This window comes from Enterobacter sp. BNK-13, assembly GCF_048685015.1.
In the GTDB taxonomy this organism is placed as follows: Bacteria; Pseudomonadota; Gammaproteobacteria; order Enterobacterales; family Enterobacteriaceae; genus Enterobacter; species Enterobacter quasiroggenkampii.
This window is the reverse complement of the sequence record NZ_JBLQTP010000001.1, coordinates 2,723,626-2,742,941: the sequence shown is the minus strand read 5'-3', so window position 1 is coordinate 2,742,941 and position 19,316 is coordinate 2,723,626. Positions and strand designations below refer to the sequence as shown.

General features: G+C 53.5%; 17 protein-coding genes. All 17 read left to right on the top strand.

Features of this window, described 5'->3' with window-relative positions:
* Window positions 1–9: 9 nt before the first annotated feature.
* The 17 genes from wcaF to rfbD all read left to right on the top strand — a co-directional run bounded on the left by wcaF (window position 10) and on the right by rfbD (window position 19,189).
* Window positions 10–558 (top strand): colanic acid biosynthesis acetyltransferase WcaF, encoded by a 549-nt coding sequence (gene wcaF / locus ACMGGQ_RS13375; protein ID WP_008499422.1) that lies wholly within the window; start codon window positions 10–12, stop codon window positions 556–558.
* Between the two features lie 24 nt (window positions 559–582).
* The gene (gene gmd / locus ACMGGQ_RS13370) at window positions 583–1,704 is read left to right on the top strand and encodes a GDP-mannose 4,6-dehydratase (protein WP_003863514.1); all 1,122 of its coding nucleotides are present in this window, start codon (window positions 583–585) and stop codon (window positions 1,702–1,704) included.
* A 2-nt stretch (window positions 1,705–1,706) separates the two neighbouring features.
* Entirely contained in the window at window positions 1,707–2,672 is a 966-nt protein-coding gene (gene fcl, locus ACMGGQ_RS13365) for a GDP-L-fucose synthase (protein ID WP_013097874.1), read from the top strand.
* Between the two features lie 2 nt (window positions 2,673–2,674).
* On the top strand, window positions 2,675–3,154 hold the full coding sequence (locus ACMGGQ_RS13360) for a GDP-mannose mannosyl hydrolase (protein ID WP_045418617.1): 480 nt from the start codon (window positions 2,675–2,677) through the stop codon (window positions 3,152–3,154).
* Window positions 3,151–4,374 carry a colanic acid biosynthesis fucosyltransferase WcaI gene (gene wcaI / locus ACMGGQ_RS13355; RefSeq protein WP_063622063.1) on the top strand — a complete coding sequence of 408 codons (1,224 nt, stop codon included), beginning with the start codon at window positions 3,151–3,153 and terminating at the stop codon, window positions 4,372–4,374. The genes ACMGGQ_RS13360 and wcaI overlap by 4 nt, the downstream gene beginning before the upstream one ends.
* 3 nt (window positions 4,375–4,377) lie before the next feature.
* Window positions 4,378–5,814, top strand: coding sequence for a mannose-1-phosphate guanyltransferase (gene cpsB / locus ACMGGQ_RS13350; protein ID WP_045908620.1), 1,437 nt, complete (start codon window positions 4,378–4,380; stop codon window positions 5,812–5,814).
* 111 nt (window positions 5,815–5,925) lie between these two features.
* The gene (gene cpsG, locus ACMGGQ_RS13345; protein ID WP_420290153.1) at window positions 5,926–7,296 is read left to right on the top strand and encodes a colanic acid biosynthesis phosphomannomutase CpsG; all 1,371 of its coding nucleotides are present in this window, start codon (window positions 5,926–5,928) and stop codon (window positions 7,294–7,296) included.
* 46 nt (window positions 7,297–7,342) lie between these two features.
* Window positions 7,343–8,737, top strand: coding sequence for an undecaprenyl-phosphate glucose phosphotransferase (gene wcaJ, locus ACMGGQ_RS13340; protein WP_045908619.1), 1,395 nt, complete (start codon window positions 7,343–7,345; stop codon window positions 8,735–8,737).
* Window position 8,738: 1 nt separating this feature from the next.
* Complete coding sequence (gene wzxC, locus ACMGGQ_RS13335; protein ID WP_032646471.1) at window positions 8,739–10,217, top strand: colanic acid undecaprenyl disphosphate flippase WzxC; 1,479 nt, start codon at window positions 8,739–8,741, stop codon at window positions 10,215–10,217.
* Between the two features lie 17 nt (window positions 10,218–10,234).
* On the top strand, window positions 10,235–11,515 hold the full coding sequence (gene wcaK, locus ACMGGQ_RS13330) for a colanic acid biosynthesis pyruvyl transferase WcaK (RefSeq protein ID WP_235403186.1): 1,281 nt from the start codon (window positions 10,235–10,237) through the stop codon (window positions 11,513–11,515).
* Window positions 11,512–12,732, top strand: coding sequence for a colanic acid biosynthesis glycosyltransferase WcaL (gene wcaL / locus ACMGGQ_RS13325; RefSeq protein ID WP_048030841.1), 1,221 nt, complete (start codon window positions 11,512–11,514; stop codon window positions 12,730–12,732). The genes wcaK and wcaL overlap by 4 nt, the downstream gene beginning before the upstream one ends.
* A 12-nt stretch (window positions 12,733–12,744) precedes the next feature.
* Window positions 12,745–14,136 (top strand): colanic acid biosynthesis protein WcaM, encoded by a 1,392-nt coding sequence (gene wcaM, locus ACMGGQ_RS13320; RefSeq protein ID WP_048030840.1) that lies wholly within the window; start codon window positions 12,745–12,747, stop codon window positions 14,134–14,136.
* A 176-nt stretch (window positions 14,137–14,312) separates the two neighbouring features.
* Window positions 14,313–15,206: a GalU regulator GalF gene (gene galF / locus ACMGGQ_RS13315; protein WP_039266717.1), complete on the top strand. Its 894-nt coding sequence runs from the start codon at window positions 14,313–14,315 to the stop codon at window positions 15,204–15,206.
* 386 nt (window positions 15,207–15,592) lie between these two features.
* A complete protein-coding gene (rfbB, locus tag ACMGGQ_RS13310) occupies window positions 15,593–16,681 on the top strand; it encodes a dTDP-glucose 4,6-dehydratase (RefSeq protein WP_420290152.1) in 1,089 nt (362 codons plus the stop codon).
* Between the two features lie 14 nt (window positions 16,682–16,695).
* A complete protein-coding gene (rfbA, locus tag ACMGGQ_RS13305; protein ID WP_420290569.1) occupies window positions 16,696–17,562 on the top strand; it encodes a glucose-1-phosphate thymidylyltransferase RfbA in 867 nt (288 codons plus the stop codon).
* A 230-nt stretch (window positions 17,563–17,792) separates the two neighbouring features.
* The gene (gene rfbC, locus ACMGGQ_RS13300) at window positions 17,793–18,329 is read left to right on the top strand and encodes a dTDP-4-dehydrorhamnose 3,5-epimerase (protein ID WP_039266714.1); all 537 of its coding nucleotides are present in this window, start codon (window positions 17,793–17,795) and stop codon (window positions 18,327–18,329) included.
* Complete coding sequence (rfbD, locus tag ACMGGQ_RS13295; RefSeq protein WP_420290151.1) at window positions 18,326–19,189, top strand: dTDP-4-dehydrorhamnose reductase; 864 nt, start codon at window positions 18,326–18,328, stop codon at window positions 19,187–19,189. Before rfbC ends, rfbD begins: the two co-directional genes overlap by 4 nt.
* The last annotated feature ends 127 nt before the right edge of the window (window positions 19,190–19,316 follow it).

Here is a 19,316-nt window from a genome sequence, read left to right as displayed (position 1 = left end):
GGAAACGTAATGCAGGATCTGAACGGTTTCTCCGTACCGAAAGGTTTTCGGGGGGCTGGCGGTATTAAAGTGCAGCTATGGTGGGCCGTTCAGGCCACCTTATTTGCCTGGTCACCACAAATACTGTACCGCTGGCGAGCATTTTTATTGCGTCTGTTTGGCGCAAAAATAGGAAAAAACGTAGTCATTCGGCCTTCGGTGAAAATTACCTACCCCTGGAAATTAACGCTTGGGGATTACGCCTGGGTAGGGGATGACGCGGTGTTATATACCCTGGGCGAGATTACGATTGGCGCAAATTCGGTGGTTTCACAGAAATGTTATTTGTGCACCGGCAGCCATGACTTTATGAGTCAGCATTTTGATATTACCGCTTCGCCTATTGTGATTGGCGAAAAATGCTGGCTGGCAACGGATGTTTTTGTTGCACCGGGTGTTTCTGTTGGCGATGGCACGGTCGTTGGTGCCCGCAGCAGCGTTTTTAAATCGCTACCGGCAAATAAAATTTGCCGTGGCAACCCCGCAGTGGTGATACGCGAACGCGTTGAAACTGATTAAATTCATAAGTAGAGGAATATAAACATGTCTAAAGTCGCTCTCATCACCGGCGTTACCGGGCAGGATGGTTCTTACCTGGCAGAGTTACTGCTGGAAAAAGGTTATGAAGTACACGGTATTAAACGTCGTGCGTCTTCTTTCAACACCGAACGTGTCGATCATATTTACCAGGATCCTCACGCGGCGAACCCGAAATTCCACCTGCACTACGGCGACCTGACCGATACCTCCAACCTGACCCGTATCCTGCAGGAAGTGCAGCCGGATGAAGTCTACAACCTGGGCGCGATGAGCCACGTTGCGGTCTCCTTCGAGTCTCCGGAATACACCGCTGACGTGGACGCCATGGGTACGCTGCGTCTGCTGGAAGCGATTCGCTTCCTCGGCCTTGAGAAGAAAACCCGTTTCTACCAGGCATCCACCTCTGAGCTGTACGGTCTGGTGCAGGAAATTCCACAGAAAGAGACCACGCCATTTTATCCGCGCTCTCCGTACGCGGTAGCGAAACTGTACGCTTACTGGATCACCGTGAACTACCGTGAATCCTACGGCATGTACGCTTGTAACGGCATTCTGTTCAACCACGAATCTCCACGTCGCGGCGAAACCTTCGTGACCCGCAAAATCACCCGCGCTATCGCCAACATCGCGCAGGGTCTGGAATCGTGCCTGCACCTCGGCAACATGGACTCCCTGCGTGACTGGGGCCATGCCAAAGACTACGTGAAAATGCAGTGGATGATGCTGCAGCAGGAACAGCCAGAAGACTTCGTGATCGCCACCGGCGTGCAGTACTCCGTTCGTCAGTTCGTTGAAATGGCTGCTGCGCAGCTGGGCATCAAGCTGCGCTTCGAAGGCACCGGCGTGGAAGAGAAGGGCATCGTGGTTTCCGTGACCGGCCATGACGCACCGGGCGTGAAGCCAGGCGACGTGATTGTGCAGGTTGACCCGCGCTACTTCCGTCCTGCTGAAGTGGAAACCCTGCTGGGCGACCCAACCAAAGCGCACGAGAAGCTGGGCTGGAAACCAGAAACCACTCTGCAGGAGATGGTTTCCGAGATGGTAGCCAAAGATCTTGAAGCAGCGAAAAAACACTCTCTGCTCAAGTCTCATGGCTACGAGGTTGCCATCGCGCTGGAGTCCTGAGAATGACAAAACAACGTATTTTTGTCGCCGGTCATCGCGGAATGGTGGGTTCCGCGATTGTTCGCCAGCTCGAACAGCGTGGTGACGTCGAAGTGGTTGTCCGCACGCGCGACGAGCTTAACCTGCTCGACAGCCGTGCGGTACAGGACTTCTTTGCTAACGAACGCATTGACCAGGTGTATCTGGCGGCGGCGAAGGTGGGCGGCATTGTTGCCAACAACACCTACCCGGCGGATTTCATCTACGAAAACATGATGATTGAGAGCAACATCATTCACGCGGCGCATCTGCACAACGTGAACAAACTGCTGTTCCTCGGCTCATCCTGTATTTACCCGAAAATGGCGAAACAGCCGATCGCCGAAAGCGAGCTGCTGCAGGGTACCCTGGAAGCCACCAACGAGCCGTACGCCATTGCCAAGATTGCCGGGATCAAGCTGTGCGAGTCCTACAACCGTCAGTACAACCGCGACTATCGCTCGGTGATGCCGACCAACCTGTACGGACCGCACGACAACTTCCATCCGAGCAACTCGCACGTGATCCCGGCGCTGCTGCGTCGTTTCCACGAGGCAACCGCCGAGAACGCGCCGGATGTGGTGGTGTGGGGCAGCGGTACGCCGATGCGTGAATTCCTGCACGTGGACGACATGGCTGCGGCCAGCATTCACGTGATGGAGCTGGATCGCGAAGTGTGGCAGGAGAACACCGAGCCGATGCTGTCGCACATCAACGTGGGCACCGGCGTGGACTGCACCATTCGCGAGCTGGCGCAGACCATCGCGCAGGTGGTGGGCTACAAAGGCCGCGTGGTGTTTGATGCCACGAAACCGGACGGCACGCCGCGCAAACTGCTGGACGTGACCCGTCTGCATCAGCTGGGCTGGTATCACGAGGTGTCACTGGAGCAGGGGCTGGCAAGCACCTATCAGTGGTTCCTGGAAAACCAGCACCGCTTCCGGGGGTAATGATGTTTTTAAGTCAGGAAGATTTTGCCACGGTAGTGCGTTCCACTCCGCTCATCTCGATTGATTTGATCGTGGAGAACGAACGCGGCGAGTTCTTGCTGGGGAAACGAACCAACCGTCCTGCGCAGGGCTTCTGGTTCGTGCCCGGCGGGCGCGTGCAAAAGGATGAGACGCTTACCGATGCGTTTGAGCGTCTCACTCTGGCGGAACTGGGTCTGCAGCTGCCGATGGCAGCGGGCCAGTTTTACGGGGTCTGGCAGCACTTCTATGACGATAACTTTTCAGGCACCGGGTTCACCACGCACTACATCGTGCTGGGGTTCCGCCTGAAGGTGAGTGAGGCAGACCTGCGTCTGCCTGATTCTCAGCACGACGACTACCGCTGGCAGACGCCAGAGGCGCTGCTGGCGAGCGACAATGTGCATGACAACAGTCGCGCCTATTTCCTCGCTGAACGTCAGTCCGGGGTGCCGGGCTTATGAAGATCCTCGTATACGGAATCAACTACTCGCCGGAGCTAACCGGTATCGGGAAATACACCGGCGAGATGGTCGAGTGGATGGCGAGCCAGGGACATGACGTGCGGGTCATTACCGCGCCGCCGTACTACCCGGAATGGAAAGTGGGGGAGCGCTACTCAAGCTGGCGCTACCGTCGCGAAGAGGGTGCAGCGACCGTCTGGCGCTGCCCGCTGTATGTGCCTAAGCAGCCCTCAACGCTTAAACGGTTGATTCATCTCGGCAGCTTTGCTCTGAGTAGTTTCTTCCCGCTGATGGCGCAGCGTCGCTGGAAGCCGGATCGCATCATCGGCGTGGTGCCGACGCTGTTTTGCACGCCGGGCATGCGTCTGCTGGGCAAACTCTCCGGCGCGCGCACCCTGCTGCACATTCAGGATTATGAAGTTGACGCCATGCTGGGCCTGGGGATGGCAGGCAAAAGCAAAGGCGGCAAGGTGGCGAAGCTCGCCAGCGCGTTTGAGCGCAGTGGCTTACACAACGTGGATTACGTCTCAACGATCTCGCGCTCGATGATGAACAAGGCGCAAGAGAAAGGCGTCCCGGCGGAGAAGGTGATCTTCTTCCCGAACTGGTCCGAAGTGGCGCGTTTTCGCGACGTGACTGAGCGAGATGCTCAGGCGCTGCGCGCGCAGCTCGGTTTGCCTGAAGATCAAAAAATCATTCTTTACTCAGGCAATATCGGCGAAAAGCAGGGGCTGGAGAGCGTGATCGAGGCGGCTCAACTGCTGAAAGAACATCCATGGATGTTTGTGATTGTCGGGCAGGGTGGTGGAAAAGCGCGGCTGGAAAAAATGGTCAGCGAACGCGGCCTGACCAACGTGAAATTCTTCCCGCTTCAGTCTTACGAGGCATTGCCTGCGCTGCTGAAGATGGGCGACTGCCATCTGGTGGTGCAAAAGCGCGGCGCGGCGGATGCGGTGCTGCCGTCCAAGCTGACCAACATTCTGGCAGTGGGCGGTAACGCGGTGATTACGGCCGAAGCCGAAACTGAATTAGGCCAGCTGTGTGACAGCTATCCGGGGATTGCCGTGTGCGTAGAGCCGGAATCGGTCCCGGCGCTGGTCACTGGCATTGAACAGGCACTTGCCATGCCAAAAATGAACACGGTGGCACGTGAATATGCCGAACGCACGCTCGAGAAAGAGAACGTGCTGAGCCAATTTATTGCAGATATACGGGGATAAATCATGAGTCAAACCACTTTGTATCCGGTTGTGATGGCTGGTGGCTCTGGTAGCCGGTTGTGGCCGCTGTCCCGCGTGCTCTATCCAAAACAGTTCCTCTGCCTGAAAGGGGATCTCACCATGCTGCAGACGACGGTAAACCGTCTCCACGGCGTGGAGTGTGAAAGCCCGGTGGTGATCTGTAACGAACAGCACCGCTTTATCGTTGCCGAGCAGCTGCGCCAGCTGAACAAACTCACAGAAAATATCATCCTGGAGCCTGCCGGACGCAATACCGCACCGGCTATCGCCCTGGCGGCGCTGGCAGCAAAACGCAGCAGCCCGGATTGTGACCCGCTGATGCTGGTGCTGGCGGCAGACCACGTGATCCAGCAGGAAGAGGCCTTCCGTGACGCAGTGCGTGCGGCCATTCCTTACGCTGAGAGCGGCAAGCTGGTGACCTTCGGTATCGTGCCGGATCTGCCGGAAACCGGCTACGGCTACATCCGTCGCGGCAACGTGACGCCGGGTGAAGGCGACAGCGTGGCGTTTGACGTGGCGCAGTTCGTTGAAAAACCCAATCTTGAAACCGCGCAGGCGTATGTCGCCAGCGGGGAATATTACTGGAACAGTGGGATGTTCCTGTTCCGCGCCGGACGCTATCTGGAAGAGCTGAGCAAATATCGCCCGGATATTCTGCAAGCCTGCGAGAAAGCGATGGCGGTGGTGGACCCGGATCTCGACTTTATCCGCGTGGATGAAGAGGCCTTCCTCGCCTGTCCGGAAGAGTCCATTGACTATGCGGTGATGGAACGCACGGCAGATGCCGTTGTGGTGCCGATGGATGCGGGCTGGAGCGATGTCGGCTCCTGGTCCTCCCTGTGGGAGATCAGCGCCCATACCCCGGAGGGTAACGTCCATCACGGTGATGTCATTAGCCACAAAACGGAAAACAGCTACGTCTACGCCGAGTCTGGCCTGGTCACCACGGTCGGGGTGAAAGATCTGGTGGTGGTCCAGACCAAAGACGCCGTGCTGATTGCCGACCGTAACGCCGTGCAGGACGTTAAAAAAGTGGTGGAGAAGATCAAGGCGGATGGCCGTCACGAGCACCACATTCATCGCGAAGTCTACCGTCCGTGGGGGAAATATGACTCCATTGACGCAGGCGACCGTTATCAGGTGAAACGCATCACCGTGAAGCCGGGCGAGGGGCTGTCGGTGCAGATGCACCATCACCGCGCCGAGCACTGGGTGGTGGTCGCGGGTACCGCCAAAGTCACGATCGACGGTGAAGTCAAACTGCTGGGTGAAAACGAGTCCATTTATATTCCGCTGGGGGCGACGCACTGTCTGGAGAACCCGGGGAAAATTCCTCTCGACTTAATTGAGGTGCGCTCCGGCTCGTATCTGGAAGAGGACGATATCGTGCGCTTCCAGGACCGCTACGGACGGGTGTAGCCCTCAGCATCATGCCCGGTGGCGCTGCGCTTACCGGGCCTACGAATGACAAAAAAATCAATTTGGCCATTAAGTGGTCAGGACCGACTGTTGCCTGAAAAAGGGGTCATCATGGAAAAATTAACCTGTTTTAAGGCCTACGATATTCGCGGCAAGCTGGGCGAAGAGCTGAATGAAGACATTGCGTGGCGCATTGGTCGTGCGTACGGCGAATATTTAAAACCGCAGACCATCGTGCTGGGCGGCGACGTGCGTCTGACCAGCGAATCCCTGAAGCTGGCTCTGGCGAAAGGGCTGCAGGATGCGGGCGTGGACGTGCTGGACATCGGTCTTTCCGGAACCGAAGAGATTTACTTTGCCACTTTCCACCTGGGCGTGGACGGCGGTATTGAAGTGACGGCCAGCCACAACCCGATGGACTACAACGGCATGAAGCTGGTGCGCAAGGGCGCCCGCCCGATCAGCGGCGACACCGGCCTGCGCGATGTGCAGCGTCTGGCGGAAGCCAACGATTTCCCGCCGGTGAACGAGGCGAAGCGCGGCAGCTACAAAAAAATCAACCTGCAGAAAGAGTACATCGACCACTTGCTGAGCTACATCAACGTGGCGAACCTGAAGCCGCTGAAGCTGGTGATTAACTCCGGTAACGGCGCGGCCGGCCCGGTTGTCGATGCCCTTGAAGCGCGCTTTAAGGCACTGAACGTGCCGGTGACCTTCGTGAAAGTGCATAACACCCCGGACGGCAACTTCCCGAACGGTATTCCTAACCCGCTGCTGCCGGAGTGCCGCGACGACACTCGCAACGCGGTGATTGAGCACGGCGCGGACATGGGCATCGCCTTTGACGGTGATTTCGACCGCTGCTTCCTGTTCGACGAGAAAGGGCAGTTCATCGAGGGCTACTACATTGTCGGCCTGCTGGCAGAAGCGTTCCTCGAGAAAAACCCGGGCGCGAAAATCATTCATGACCCGCGTCTGTCCTGGAACACCGTCGACGTGGTGTCTGCCGCAGGCGGCACGCCGGTGATGTCCAAAACCGGCCACGCCTTCATCAAGGAGCGCATGCGCGAAGAAGACGCCATCTACGGCGGCGAGATGAGCGCCCACCACTACTTCCGGGACTTTGCCTACTGCGACAGTGGAATGATCCCGTGGCTGCTGGTCACCGAGTTGCTGTGCCTGAAGGGGCAGACCCTGGGCGAGCTGGTGCGCGACCGTATGGCGGCGTTCCCGGCGAGCGGGGAGATCAACAGCAAGCTGGCGCAGCCGGCCGAGGCGATTGCCCGCGTGGAGCAGCACTTTGCGATTCACGCGCTGGAAATTGACCGTACCGACGGCATCAGCATGGCGTTCCCGCAGTGGCGCTTTAACCTGCGCTCGTCCAACACCGAGCCGGTGGTGCGCCTGAACGTGGAGTCCCGTGCGGACACCGCGCTGATGGAAGCCCGAACGAAGGACATTCTGGCGCTGTTGAACCAGTAATAACTGCCCCTCCCGGTGGGAGGGGGAACCGAATACAGGAACAACGATGACGAATCTAAAAAAACGCGAACGAGCGAGAACGAATGCATCGTTAATCTCTATGGTGCAGCGTTTTTCTGATATCACCATCATGGTCGGTGGATTGTGGGCGGTGTGTCGGATCAGCGGGCTGCCGTTCTTATATATGCATCTTCTGATGGCCCTGATTGCGCTGGTCGTGTTTCAGATGATCGGCGGAATGACCGATTTCTACCGCTCGTGGCGCGGCGTCAAAATGACCACCGAACTGATGCTGTTGCTGCAGAACTGGACCCTGAGCCTGATCTTCAGCGCAGGCCTGGTGGCGTTCAGCCATGATTTTGATAATCGCCTCGTGACCTATCTCTGCTGGTATCTGTTAAGCAGCGTCGGCATGGTAGTGTGCCGCTCCCTGATCCGCTTTGGCGCGGGCTGGCTGCGCAACCGTGGCTATAATCGTCGCTTTGTGGCGGTAGCAGGCGATCTGCCCGTCGGCAGGGTGCTGCTCGACAGCTTCCGCAAAGAGCCGTGGTTAGGCTTTGAAGTGGTCGGGATTTATCACGACGCGAAGCCTGGCGGCGTGCCTGCCGATTGGGCGGGCAACTACGACCAACTGATTGACGATGCGAAGGCCGGCAAAATTCACAACGTCTACATCGCCATGCAGATGAAAGACGACTCCCGCATTAAGCAGCTGATGCGCGAGCTGGCGGATACGACCTGTTCAGTGCTCCTGATCCCGGACGTGTTTACCTTTAACATCCTTCATTCGCGTATTGAAGAGGTGAACGGCGTGCCGGTCGTACCGCTGTACGACACGCCGCTGTCCGGTATTAACCGCGTGCTGAAGCGTCTGGAAGATATCGTGCTCTCTTCGCTGATTCTTCTGCTCATCTCTCCGGTGCTGTGCTGCATTGCCCTCGCGGTGAAGCTGAGCTCTCCTGGACCGGTTATCTTCCGTCAGACCCGCTACGGCATGGACGGTAAGCCGATTATGGTGTGGAAATTCCGCTCCATGAAGGTGATGGAGAACGACAAGGTCGTGACCCAGGCCACGCAGAACGATCCGCGCGTCACCCGCGTCGGGAACTTCCTGCGCCGCACCTCGCTGGATGAACTGCCACAGTTTATCAACGTCTTTACCGGCGGGATGTCGATTGTTGGCCCGCGTCCGCACGCGGTGGCGCATAACGAGCAGTACCGCTCGCTGATTGAAGGCTACATGTTGCGCCATAAGGTGAAGCCGGGCATCACCGGTTGGGCGCAAATCAACGGCTGGCGCGGCGAAACCGACACGCTGGAAAAAATGGAAAAACGCATCGAGTTCGATCTGGAGTACATCCGCGAGTGGAGCCTCTGGTTCGATATCAAGATTGTTTTTCTGACTATCTTCAAAGGTTTCGTGAACAAAGCGGCGTACTAAGATGAGCTTACGTGAAAAAACCATCAGCGGCGCCAAGTGGTCAGCGATGGCGACCATCGTCATCATTGGCCTCGGCCTGGTGCAGATGACGGTGCTGGCGCGCATTATCGATAATCACCAGTTCGGCCTGCTGACCGTCTCGCTGGTGATCATCGCGCTGGCCGATACGCTGTCTGACTTTGGTATCGCCAACTCGATTATCCAGCGCAAAGAGATCAGCCATCTTGAGCTGACCACGCTCTACTGGCTGAACGTGGGGCTGGGGATTTTCGTGTTTGTGCTGGTGTTCCTGCTGAGCGACACCATCGCCAGCGTGCTGCACAACCCGGATCTCGCCCCGCTGATGCGCACGCTGTCGTTTGCGTTCGTGGTGATCCCCCACGGGCAGCAGTTCCGCGCGCTGATGCAGAAAGAGCTGGAGTTCAATAAGATCGGCATGATCGAGACCAGCGCCGTGCTGGCGGGCTTTACCTTTACCGTCGTGAGCGCCCATTTTTGGCCGCTGGCGATGACCGCCATCCTCGGTTACCTGGTGAACTCTGCCGTGCGTACGCTGCTGTTCGGCTACTTTGGGCGTAAAATTTACCGTCCGGGACTGCATTTCTCTCTTGCGTCCGTCTCGTCCAACCTGCGCTTTGGCGCGTGGCTGACGGCGGACAGCATTATCAACTACGTGAACACCAACCTCTCGACGCTGGTGCTGGCACGTATTCTCGGCGCCAGCGTGGCGGGGGGCTACAACCTGGCCTACAACGTCGCGGTGGTGCCGCCGATGAAGCTGAATCCGATTATCACCCGCGTGCTGTTCCCGGCGTTTGCCAAGATTCAGGACGACACCGAAAAGCTGCGCGTTAATTTCTACAAGCTGCTTTCGGTGGTGGGGATTATCAACTTCCCGGTGCTGCTGGGGCTGATGGTGGTGTCCAGCAACTTCGTGCCGCTGGTGTTTGGCGAGAAGTGGAACGGTATTATCCCGATCCTTCAGCTGCTGTGCGTGGTAGGGCTGCTGCGCTCCGTGGGGAACCCGATTGGGTCCCTGTTGATGGCTAAAGCGCGCGTGGACATCAGCTTTAAGTTCAATGTGTTCAAAACCTTCCTGTTTATTCCGGCAATTATCGTCGGCGGACACATGGCGGGCGCCATTGGCGTCACGCTGGGCTTCCTGCTGGTGCAGATCGTCAATACCGTCCTGAGCTACTTCATCATGATTAAACCGGTGCTGGGCTCCAGCTACCGTCAGTACATCCTGAGCCTGTGGCTGCCGTTCTATCTCTCATTGCCGACCCTGGCGGTGAGCTACGGTCTGGGCGCGATCCTCAGCGGCCATCTGCCGCTGGCCGCGCTGCTGGCGGTGCAGGTTGCCGCGGGGGCGCTGGCCTTCGTCGTGATGATCGTACTTTCTCGCAATGCGCTGGTCGTTGAGATGAAGCGCCAGTTTTGCCGTAACGAAAAAATGAAAACGCTGCTTCGCGCAGGCTAGTTCTTTAAGAGGCCATTATGAAATTATTAATTCTTGGCAACCATACCTGCGGCAACCGTGGCGACAGCGCCATCCTGCGCGGTTTACTGGATGCGATTAACACCCTTAAGCCTGAGACCGAAGTGGACGTGATGAGCCGTTATCCGGTCAGCTCATCCTGGTTACTGAACCGCCCGGTGATGGGCGACCCGCTTTACAGCCAGATGAAACAGCACAACAACGCCGCGGGCGTGATGGGCCGCGTGAAAAAAGTGCTGCGTCGTCGCTACCAGCATCAGGTGCTGCTTTCCCGGGTGACCGATACCGGCAAGCTGCGCAACATCGCCATCGCGCAGGGCTTCACTGACTTTGTTCGTCTGCTGTCCGGCTATGACGCCATTATCCAGGTCGGCGGTTCATTCTTCGTCGATCTCTACGGCGTGCCGCAGTTTGAGCATGCGCTCTGCACGTTCATGGCGAAAAAGCCGCTATTTATGATTGGCCACAGCGTGGGGCCTTTCCAGGATCCGCAGTTTAACCAGCTCGCAAACTATGTCTTCGGCCACTGCGACGCGCTGATCCTGCGCGAGTCGGTCAGCCTTGAGATGATGAAGCGCAGCGAGATTGACACGTCAAAAGTTGAGCACGGCGTGGATACCGCCTGGCTGGTGGATCACCAGGACGACAGCTTCCAGCCGAGCTACGCGGTGCAGCACTGGCTCGACGTGGCGGCGAAACAGAAAACCGTCGCGATTACCCTGCGCGAGCTGGCGCCCTTCGATAAACGTTTAGGCACGACGCAGGCGGCGTATGAGCAAGCGTTCGCCGACGTGGTGAACCGCGTGCTGGACAGCGGGTACCAGGTGCTGGCGCTGTCCACCTGTACCGGCATCGACAGCTACAACAAAGATGACCGCATGGTGGCGCTGAACCTGCGCAACCTGGTCAATGACCCGTCACGTTATCACGTGGTGATGGATGAACTGAACGACCTGGAGATGGGCAAGCTGCTCTCCGCCTGCGACCTGACGGTGGGCACCCGTCTGCACTCGGCCATTATCTCTATGAACTTTGGCACGCCAGCCATTGCCATTAACTATGAGCACAAGTCCGCCGGGATTATGCAGCAGCTCGGTATGCCGGAAATGGCGGTGGATATTCGTCATCTGCTGGATGGATCGCTCGGCGCCATGGTGGGGGACACGCTTGGCCAACTGCCTGCTATCAATGAACGTCTGGCGATGGCGGTGAAAGCCGAGCGCGAGAAGGGCATTGGGATGGTGAAATCGGTACTCGATCGCGTACGGGAGGGGAAATGAAGGTTGGTTTCTTCTTACTGAAATTTCCACTGTCGTCCGAAACGTTTGTTCTGAACCAAATCACCGCGTTTATCGATATGGGATATGACGTGGAGATTATCGCCCTGCAAAAGGGCGATACCCAAAATACCCATGCGGCGTATACCCAGTATGGGCTGGAGGCAAAAACCCGCTGGCTGCAGGATGAGCCGTCCGGGAAGCTGAGTAAGTTGCGCCACCGCGCCAGTCAGACCTTACGTGGGATCCATCGCGCGTCGACGTGGCGGGCGCTGAATGTCTCCCGCTATGGATCAGAATCACGCAATCTGATCCTGTCTGCCATCTGCGGGCAAACGGCGCAGCCGTATCGTGCCGACGTGTTTATCGCCCACTTTGGCCCGGCAGGCGTCACCGCCGCGAAGCTGCGCGAACTGGGCGTAATTGACGGTAAAATTGCGACCATTTTCCACGGTATCGACATCTCCAGCCGCGAAGTGCTGAACCACTACACGCCGGAATACCAGCAGCTTTTCCGGCGTGGCGACATGATGTTGCCGATCAGCGAACTGTGGGCCGGACGCCTGAAAAACATGGGCTGCCCGGGAGAGAAAATTGCCGTGTCGCGCATGGGCGTGGATTTAACGCGCTTTACCCGCCGTCCGGTGAAAGTGCCGGGTAAACCGCTGCAGATCATCTCCGTCGCGCGCCTTACCGAGAAGAAAGGGCTGCATGTGGCGATTGAAGCCTGCCGCCAGCTGAAAGCGCGTGGGGTGGATTTCCACTACCGCATTCTCGGGATTGGGCCGTGGGAGCGTCGTCTGCGCACGCTTATCGAACAGTATCAGCTGGAAGATGTCGTAGAGATGCCGGGCTTCAAGCCGAGCCACGAGGTCAAGGCCATGCTTGATGAGGCAGATGTGTTCTTGTTGCCTTCCGTAACGGGGGCCGATGGCGATATGGAAGGCATTCCGGTGGCGCTGATGGAGGCAATGGCCGTGGGTATACCGGTGGTCTCGACCCTGCATAGCGGGATCCCGGAGCTGATTAAGTCTGACTATTCCGGCTGGCTGGTGCCCGAGAATAACGCCATGGCGCTCGCCGATCGGTTAGCTGCTTTCAGCGACATCGACCAGCAGGCGCTGGAGCCCGTGCTGCACAATGCCCGACAAAAAGTTGAAGCCGATTTTAACCAGCAGGTGATTAACCGTCAGTTAGCCAGCCTGCTGCAAACGTTGTAATGCCGAGGATGTATGCTGAAAAAGATTACCCGACGCACCTTTGTCTCGTCTCTGTCCGTTCTGGCGGCCACGCCGCTGCTGTCGTCCCGCATTGCGCAGGCGGCGAGTGGAAGAACGGTCTCTGTTAAACAGTACAATAACAACGACTGGATCGCGGCCTTTAAGCAGGCGTTTAATGACGGGGACACGGTCGTTGTCCCTGCCGGGCTGACCTGTGAAAACATCAACACGGGTATTTTCATTCCCGACGGTAAAACGCTGCTGATCCGCGGGGCGTTAACCGGCAATGGCCGCGGCCGCTTTGTTCTGCAGGAAGGCAGCAAAGTGATAGGGGAAGGCGAGGGACGGACAGAGAATATCACTCTCGATGTACGTGGCTCCGACTGCGTAATTAAAGGGCTGGCCATGAGCGGTTTTGGCCCTGTAACGCAGATCTACATCGGCGGTAAGAAACCCAGCGTGATGCGCAATTTGCTAATTGATAACATCAGCGTGAGTCAGGCCAACTACGCTATCCTGCGCCAGGGTTTCCACAACCAGGTGGACGGCGCTCGCATCACCAACAGCAAATTTAGCCATCTGCAGGGCGATGCGATCGAATGGAACGTCGCTATCAACGATCGCAATATCCTGATTTCCGACCATGTCATCGATAACATCAACTGCACCAACGGCAAGATCAACTGGGGCATCGGCATTGGCCTCGCCGGCAGCACCTACGACAACGACTACCCGGAAAAGCAAACCGTTAAGAACTTCGTGGTGGCCAACATCACCGGCAGCAACTGTCGCCAGCTGGTGCACGTGGAAAACGGGAAACACTTTGTTATCCGCAATATTAAGGCCAAAAATATCACCCCTGACTTCAGTAAAAAGGCAGGAATAGACAACGCCACGGTGGCCATTTATGGCTGTGATAATTTCATTATTGATAATGTCGATATGGTCAACAGTGCGGGAATGTTAATCGGCTATGGGGTTATAAAAGGCGATTATTTGTCCATCCCGCAGAACTTTAAGCTCAATAATATTCACCTCGATAACCGCCAGCTTGCGTATAAATTGCGCGGAATACAGATTTCATCCGGTAATGCGACCTCGTTTGTGGCGATTACCAACGTGGAAATGCAGCGTGCTACGCTGGAACTGCACAACAAGCCGCAGCATCTTTTTTTACGCAACATCAATGTGATGCAGGAAGCTGCCGTGGGGCCCGCCCTGAAGATTAACTTCGACCTGCGCAAGGATGTGCGAGGAAAATTCATGGCGAAAGACGAGACGCTGCTGTCGCTGGCGAACATAAAAGCCGTTAATGAGAAGGGGCAAAGCTCGGTGGATATTGACCGGGTCGACCAGCAGGTGGTGAATGTGGAAAGGCTGAACTTTGCGCTTCCGCACAGATAATCGACAATAATCTGTTTTGAGACTATTCCTGGCATAAAAGCGCGATCGAATCAGATTACAACTACAGAAATATGTGATGCTAAGGCGTAACATTGCTTAAGGGTTACGGCAAATCATGCTGGCGAAAACAGGTTTAAGAGCTATAATTCGTCAACCATTTTAAGGTGGAAGAAATAATGATTAATTTGAAAGCAGTCATTCCGGTAGCAGGCCTGGGCATGCATATGCTGCCAGCCACAAAAGCCATTCCTAAAGAGATGCTGCCGATCGTCGATAAGCCAATGATTCAGTACATTGTCGACGAGATTGTTGCTGCAGGGATCAAAGAAATCGTCCTGGTTACGCACTCGTCCAAGAATGCGGTAGAAAACCACTTCGACACCTCTTACGAACTCGAAGCGTTGCTTGAGCAGCGCGTTAAGCGTCAACTGCTGGCGGAAGTGCAGTCTATTTGTCCGCCGGGCGTGACCATCATGAACGTGCGTCAGGCGCAGCCGCTGGGTCTGGGACACTCTATTCTTTGTGCCCGTCCGGTTGTGGGTGACAACCCCTTCATCGTTGTGCTGCCGGATATCATTATTGATAACGCGTCTGCCGATCCGCTGCGCTACAACCTGGCGGCAATGGTGGCACGTTTCAACGAAACGGGCCGTAGCCAGGTGCTGGCGAAGCGCATGAAAGGCGATCTCTCCGAGTATTCCGTAATTCAGACCAAAGAAGCGCTGGAGACGGAAGGGCAGGTTAGCCGCATCGTTGAGTTCATCGAAAAACCGGATCAGCCGCAGACGCTGGATTCTGACCTAATGGCGGTGGGCCGTTATGTTCTGAATGCCGATATCTGGGCCGAGCTGGAAAAAACTGAACCAGGTGCCTGGGACCGTATTCAGCTCACCGACGCGATTGCTGAGCTGGCGAAGAAGCAGTCTGTCGATGCGATGCTGATGACTGGTGAGAGCTATGACTGCGGTAAGAAGATGGGCTATATGCAGGCGTTCGTGAACTATGGACTGCGTAACCTGAAGGAAGGGGCGAAGTTCCGCAAGAGAATTGAGAAACTTCTGGAACAGTAAGTCAAATCCTTAACAAATGAATCGGGTAGCAACGAGTACGAGGAGGCTGTTCCAGCTTCTGTAATTACTCTTGCTACCTTTTTTATTGTAATAGAATCAATGTCTAAGGCACTTTTTGCTGAGTGTTGACATGATGGTTTAGTCTGAGATTTTCCCTTGTCTTCAAACCTATTTAAGTGGAGAATATCAGATTAGCATTCTGTGCCTATTTGATAACAACAGGCACTGGTTCTCATTGCATAGTAGCTAACATTTTTATTGTTTTCAGTGCACTGGTAGCTGGAGAGCCAGGGGCGGTAGCGTGTTTAAAATTTGGCGCGTTGCAAGGTAACCACTCAAAAATAATGTTCGCGATTTAACATGGCGATGCAATACGGAATAGTCTCGTGAAAATACTTGTTACTGGTGGTGCAGGTTTTATTGGATCTGCAGTAGTTCGTCATATTATTAATAACACTCAGGATTCTGTCGTTAACGTAGATAAATTAACCTACGCGGGGAACCTGGAATCTCTGTCAGAAATCGAAAATGATCCCCGTTATGCCTTTGAACGGGCTGACATCTGTGACGGCAGTGCTATGTCGCGCATTTTCGCTGAGCATCAACCTGATGTTGTAATGCATCTTGCCGCCGAGAGCCATGTAGACCGTTCAATCACAGGCCCTGCAGCCTTTATCGAAACCAACATTATCGGTACCTATGTATTGCTGGAGGCTTCGCGTCAGTATTGGTCTCAACTGGACGACGGCCGCAAATCGGCGTTTCGTTTCCATCACATCTCCACCGATGAAGTGTATGGCGACTTGCCGCATCCTGATGAAGTACCTGCCGGTAGCGATCTTCCGCTGTTCACCGAGACCACGCCATATTCGCCAAGTAGTCCTTACTCCTCTTCTAAAGCATCCAGCGATCATTTAGTGCGCGCGTGGCGTCGTACCTACGGTCTTCCGACGCTGGTGACGAACTGTTCGAATAACTACGGTCCATACCACTTCCCGGAAAAACTGATTCCGCTTATTATCCTGAACGCTCTGGCAGGTAAACCGCTTCCTGTGTACGGGAACGGTGAGCAGATTCGCGACTGGCTGTTTGTCGAAGATCATGCATGCGCGTTATACAAAGTGGTAACTGAAGGTACTGTGGGCGAAACCTACAATATCGGTGGTCACAATGAGCGTAAAAATATTGAAGTCGTGAAGACAATTTGCACCATTCTGGATGAAATTATTGCCGATAAGCCTGCAGGCATTACTCACTTCGCCGATCTTATTACCTATGTAACCGACCGTCCGGGACACGACCTGCGCTACGCCATTGATGCCAGCAAAATTAAAAACGATCTGGGATGGGTGCCTCAGGAAACCTTCGAGTCAGGTATCCGTAAAACGGTTGAGTGGTATTTGAGCAACGAAAGCTGGTGGAAGCGGGTAATGGATGGCTCCTATGCGGGCGAACGTCTGGGACTGGCGGAATAATAAAGGAAAATATGATGAAAGGTATTGTACTTGCTGGTGGTTCCGGAACCCGTCTCTATCCGATTACGCAAGGTGTATCTAAACAGTTGCTTCCTGTTTATGATAAGCCAATGATTTTCTACCCAATTTCTGTACTGATGCTGGCAGGTATCCGTGAGATTTTGGTCATTACTACCCCGGAAGATATGCCTTCGTTCAAACGTCTGTTAGGCGATGGCTCGCAATTTGGGATTAGCTTATCTTACGCGGTTCAGCCATCCCCGGATGGCCTGGCGCAGGCATTTATTATTGGTGAAGAGTTTATCAATAATGAACCTTGTGCTCTGGTGCTGGGTGATAATATTTACTTTGGTCAGAGCTTTGGTAAAAAACTGGAAGCGGCTTCACAAATGACCAGCGGAGCAATGGTCTTTGGTTATCAGGTGCAGGATCCTGAGCGGTTTGGCGTGGTTGAATTCGATGAGAACTACAAAGCGCTGTCCATCGAAGAGAAACCGTTAAGACCAAAATCAAACTGGGCGGTGACCGGTCTCTATTTCTACGATAAGCATGTAGTCGAAATGGCTAAACAGGTTAAACCTTCCGCCCGTGGTGAACTTGAAATTACGACCCTTAACCAGATGTATCTCGAGCAGGGGAAATTGCAGGTTGAATTGCTGGGGCGTGGTTTTGCATGGCTGGATACGGGTACTCACGACAGCCTGGTCGAGGCTTCCCAATTTATTCATACCATTGAAAAACGTCAGGGGATGAAAGTGGCTTGCCTTGAGGAAATTTCATATCGTAATGGATGGATGAGCAAGGACCAGGTTGAGGAACAAGCTAAAAAGCTTGCTAAAACTGAATATGGCCGTTATCTCAAAGTATTAATTAGCGAATAAATAATATTTGCCTCCCTGCTGTTAAAGTTATCGTTTAATTTACACAGGGAGATATATTGTTTGGCATTTTCGATATGTTTTATCAATATATATATTGATATTAGAATTGAAAGAAATACATATGAAACCTGCCAAAATTGAATTCACTAAGGAAAGAAAACATCTGCAGGGATTGTGTATAAACGCAACAATCAAGTGTTATAAATAATTTCTTATGAAGGGGCAGTTTCGTGAAAGTCATTGATACAATTATACACGACGTGAAAATTATTGAGCCAAGAGTTTTTGGGGATGAACGTGGTTTTTTCCTGGAAACCTTTGAGAAGAAACGTTATCAAGAAATGCTCAATATAGATCTCGACTTCGTGCAGGATAACCATTCGCGTTCAACTAAAGATGTCCTTCGTGGTCTACATTTTCAAAAAAATAATCCACAGGGTAAATTAGTTCGTGTTGTAAGTGGTGCAGTATTTGATGTTGCTGTTGATATTCGCCCGGATTCAAAAACTTATGGCCGATGGGTTGGTGTTGAGCTCTCAGCCGAGAATAAAAATCAACTTTGGATCCCACCTGGACTCGCGCATGGTTTTTGCGTTCTCACGGATACCGCCGACTTTGAATATAAGTGTACTGATTATTATTATCCGGAACATGAAGGATGTTTGCTTTGGAATGATGAAGAGGTCGGTATTGAATGGCCCGTGACCAATCCAAAACTTTCTGAAAAGGATAAAAAAGGTCTTACTTTGGCGAATCTTTATAAATGAGAGTACTGCTAACCGGAGCTCAAGGTCAGTTAGGACAAAGTCTTAGCAGACGTATCCCGCAAGACTGGATTTTACTAGCGGCAGATAAAATATTCCTCGATATTGCTAACGAACGCAATGTTTATGATGTCATTTCTGATTTTAAGCCTGATGTCGTAATAAATACTGCTGCTTTCACTTCCGTTGATGATGCTGAAACTAATGTTGATTTTTCTGAAAACGTGAATAATTTAGGCGCTAAATATGTCGCTCAGGCATCATCAAAATATGGTGCTAAACTTATCCATGTTTCCACAGATTATGTTTTCGATGGTAACAGCAGTGAACCGTATACCGAGAAAGACACCGTAAAATCACTTAACGTATACGGCAGTACAAAACACAAGGGGGAACTGGAGGTTCTTAAAAATCATGCTGGTGCTATTATAATAAGAACATCTTGGGTATATAGTGAATATGGAAAGAATTTTTTAAAAACCATATTTAATTTGGTTGAGAAAAATCAAGATATTAAAGTTGTATACGATCAGGTTGGCGCGCCTACATATGCGCCGGATATTGCAAATTTGATTATTGATATAATCAAAGAAGGAACACTCCAACCTGGTCTCTATCATTACAGCGGTGATACTGTAATGAGCTGGTATGATTTTGCCAATAAAATCGCTGCAGCTATAACATTTTCACAATCTAAAGTTGAACCAATTAGTACTGCAGAATATAAAGCCATCGCCAGGAGACCCAAATATAGTGTTTTAAATTGCGATAAAATAGAAAAGTTTGGTTACAAACGTTCCTGTTTTTCACAAGGCTTTGAACAAAGTGTTCGTGCTCTAATTGATGAAAGTAAAAAATTATGAATTCGTTTATTAATGAGATAGTTGAGTATCGACAAGTTTTAAGACAACTAATTCATCAACAGATTACTATGAGGTACAGAAGGACTTTCTTTGGTTTTCTCTGGACCTTACTGAATCCATTACTAAA

Bases quoted from the DNA above. Each gene is read 5' to 3' on its own strand.
- wcaF (WP_008499422.1), top strand. From the start codon at position 10: ATGCAGGATCTGAACGGTTTCTCCGTACCGAAAGGTTTTCGGGGGGCT.
- gmd (WP_003863514.1), top strand. From the start codon at position 583: ATGTCTAAAGTCGCTCTCATCACCGGCGTTACCGGGCAGGATGGTTCT.
- fcl (WP_013097874.1), top strand. From the start codon at position 1,707: ATGACAAAACAACGTATTTTTGTCGCCGGTCATCGCGGAATGGTGGGT.
- ACMGGQ_RS13360 (WP_045418617.1), top strand. From the start codon at position 2,675: ATGTTTTTAAGTCAGGAAGATTTTGCCACGGTAGTGCGTTCCACTCCG.
- wcaI (WP_063622063.1), top strand. From the start codon at position 3,151: ATGAAGATCCTCGTATACGGAATCAACTACTCGCCGGAGCTAACCGGT.
- cpsB (WP_045908620.1), top strand. From the start codon at position 4,378: ATGAGTCAAACCACTTTGTATCCGGTTGTGATGGCTGGTGGCTCTGGT.
- cpsG (WP_420290153.1), top strand. From the start codon at position 5,926: ATGGAAAAATTAACCTGTTTTAAGGCCTACGATATTCGCGGCAAGCTG.
- wcaJ (WP_045908619.1), top strand. From the start codon at position 7,343: ATGACGAATCTAAAAAAACGCGAACGAGCGAGAACGAATGCATCGTTA.
- wzxC (WP_032646471.1), top strand. From the start codon at position 8,739: ATGAGCTTACGTGAAAAAACCATCAGCGGCGCCAAGTGGTCAGCGATG.
- wcaK (WP_235403186.1), top strand. From the start codon at position 10,235: ATGAAATTATTAATTCTTGGCAACCATACCTGCGGCAACCGTGGCGAC.
- wcaL (WP_048030841.1), top strand. From the start codon at position 11,512: ATGAAGGTTGGTTTCTTCTTACTGAAATTTCCACTGTCGTCCGAAACG.
- wcaM (WP_048030840.1), top strand. From the start codon at position 12,745: ATGCTGAAAAAGATTACCCGACGCACCTTTGTCTCGTCTCTGTCCGTT.
- galF (WP_039266717.1), top strand. From the start codon at position 14,313: ATGATTAATTTGAAAGCAGTCATTCCGGTAGCAGGCCTGGGCATGCAT.
- rfbA (WP_420290569.1), top strand. From the start codon at position 16,696: ATGAAAGGTATTGTACTTGCTGGTGGTTCCGGAACCCGTCTCTATCCG.
- rfbD (WP_420290151.1), top strand. From the start codon at position 18,326: ATGAGAGTACTGCTAACCGGAGCTCAAGGTCAGTTAGGACAAAGTCTT.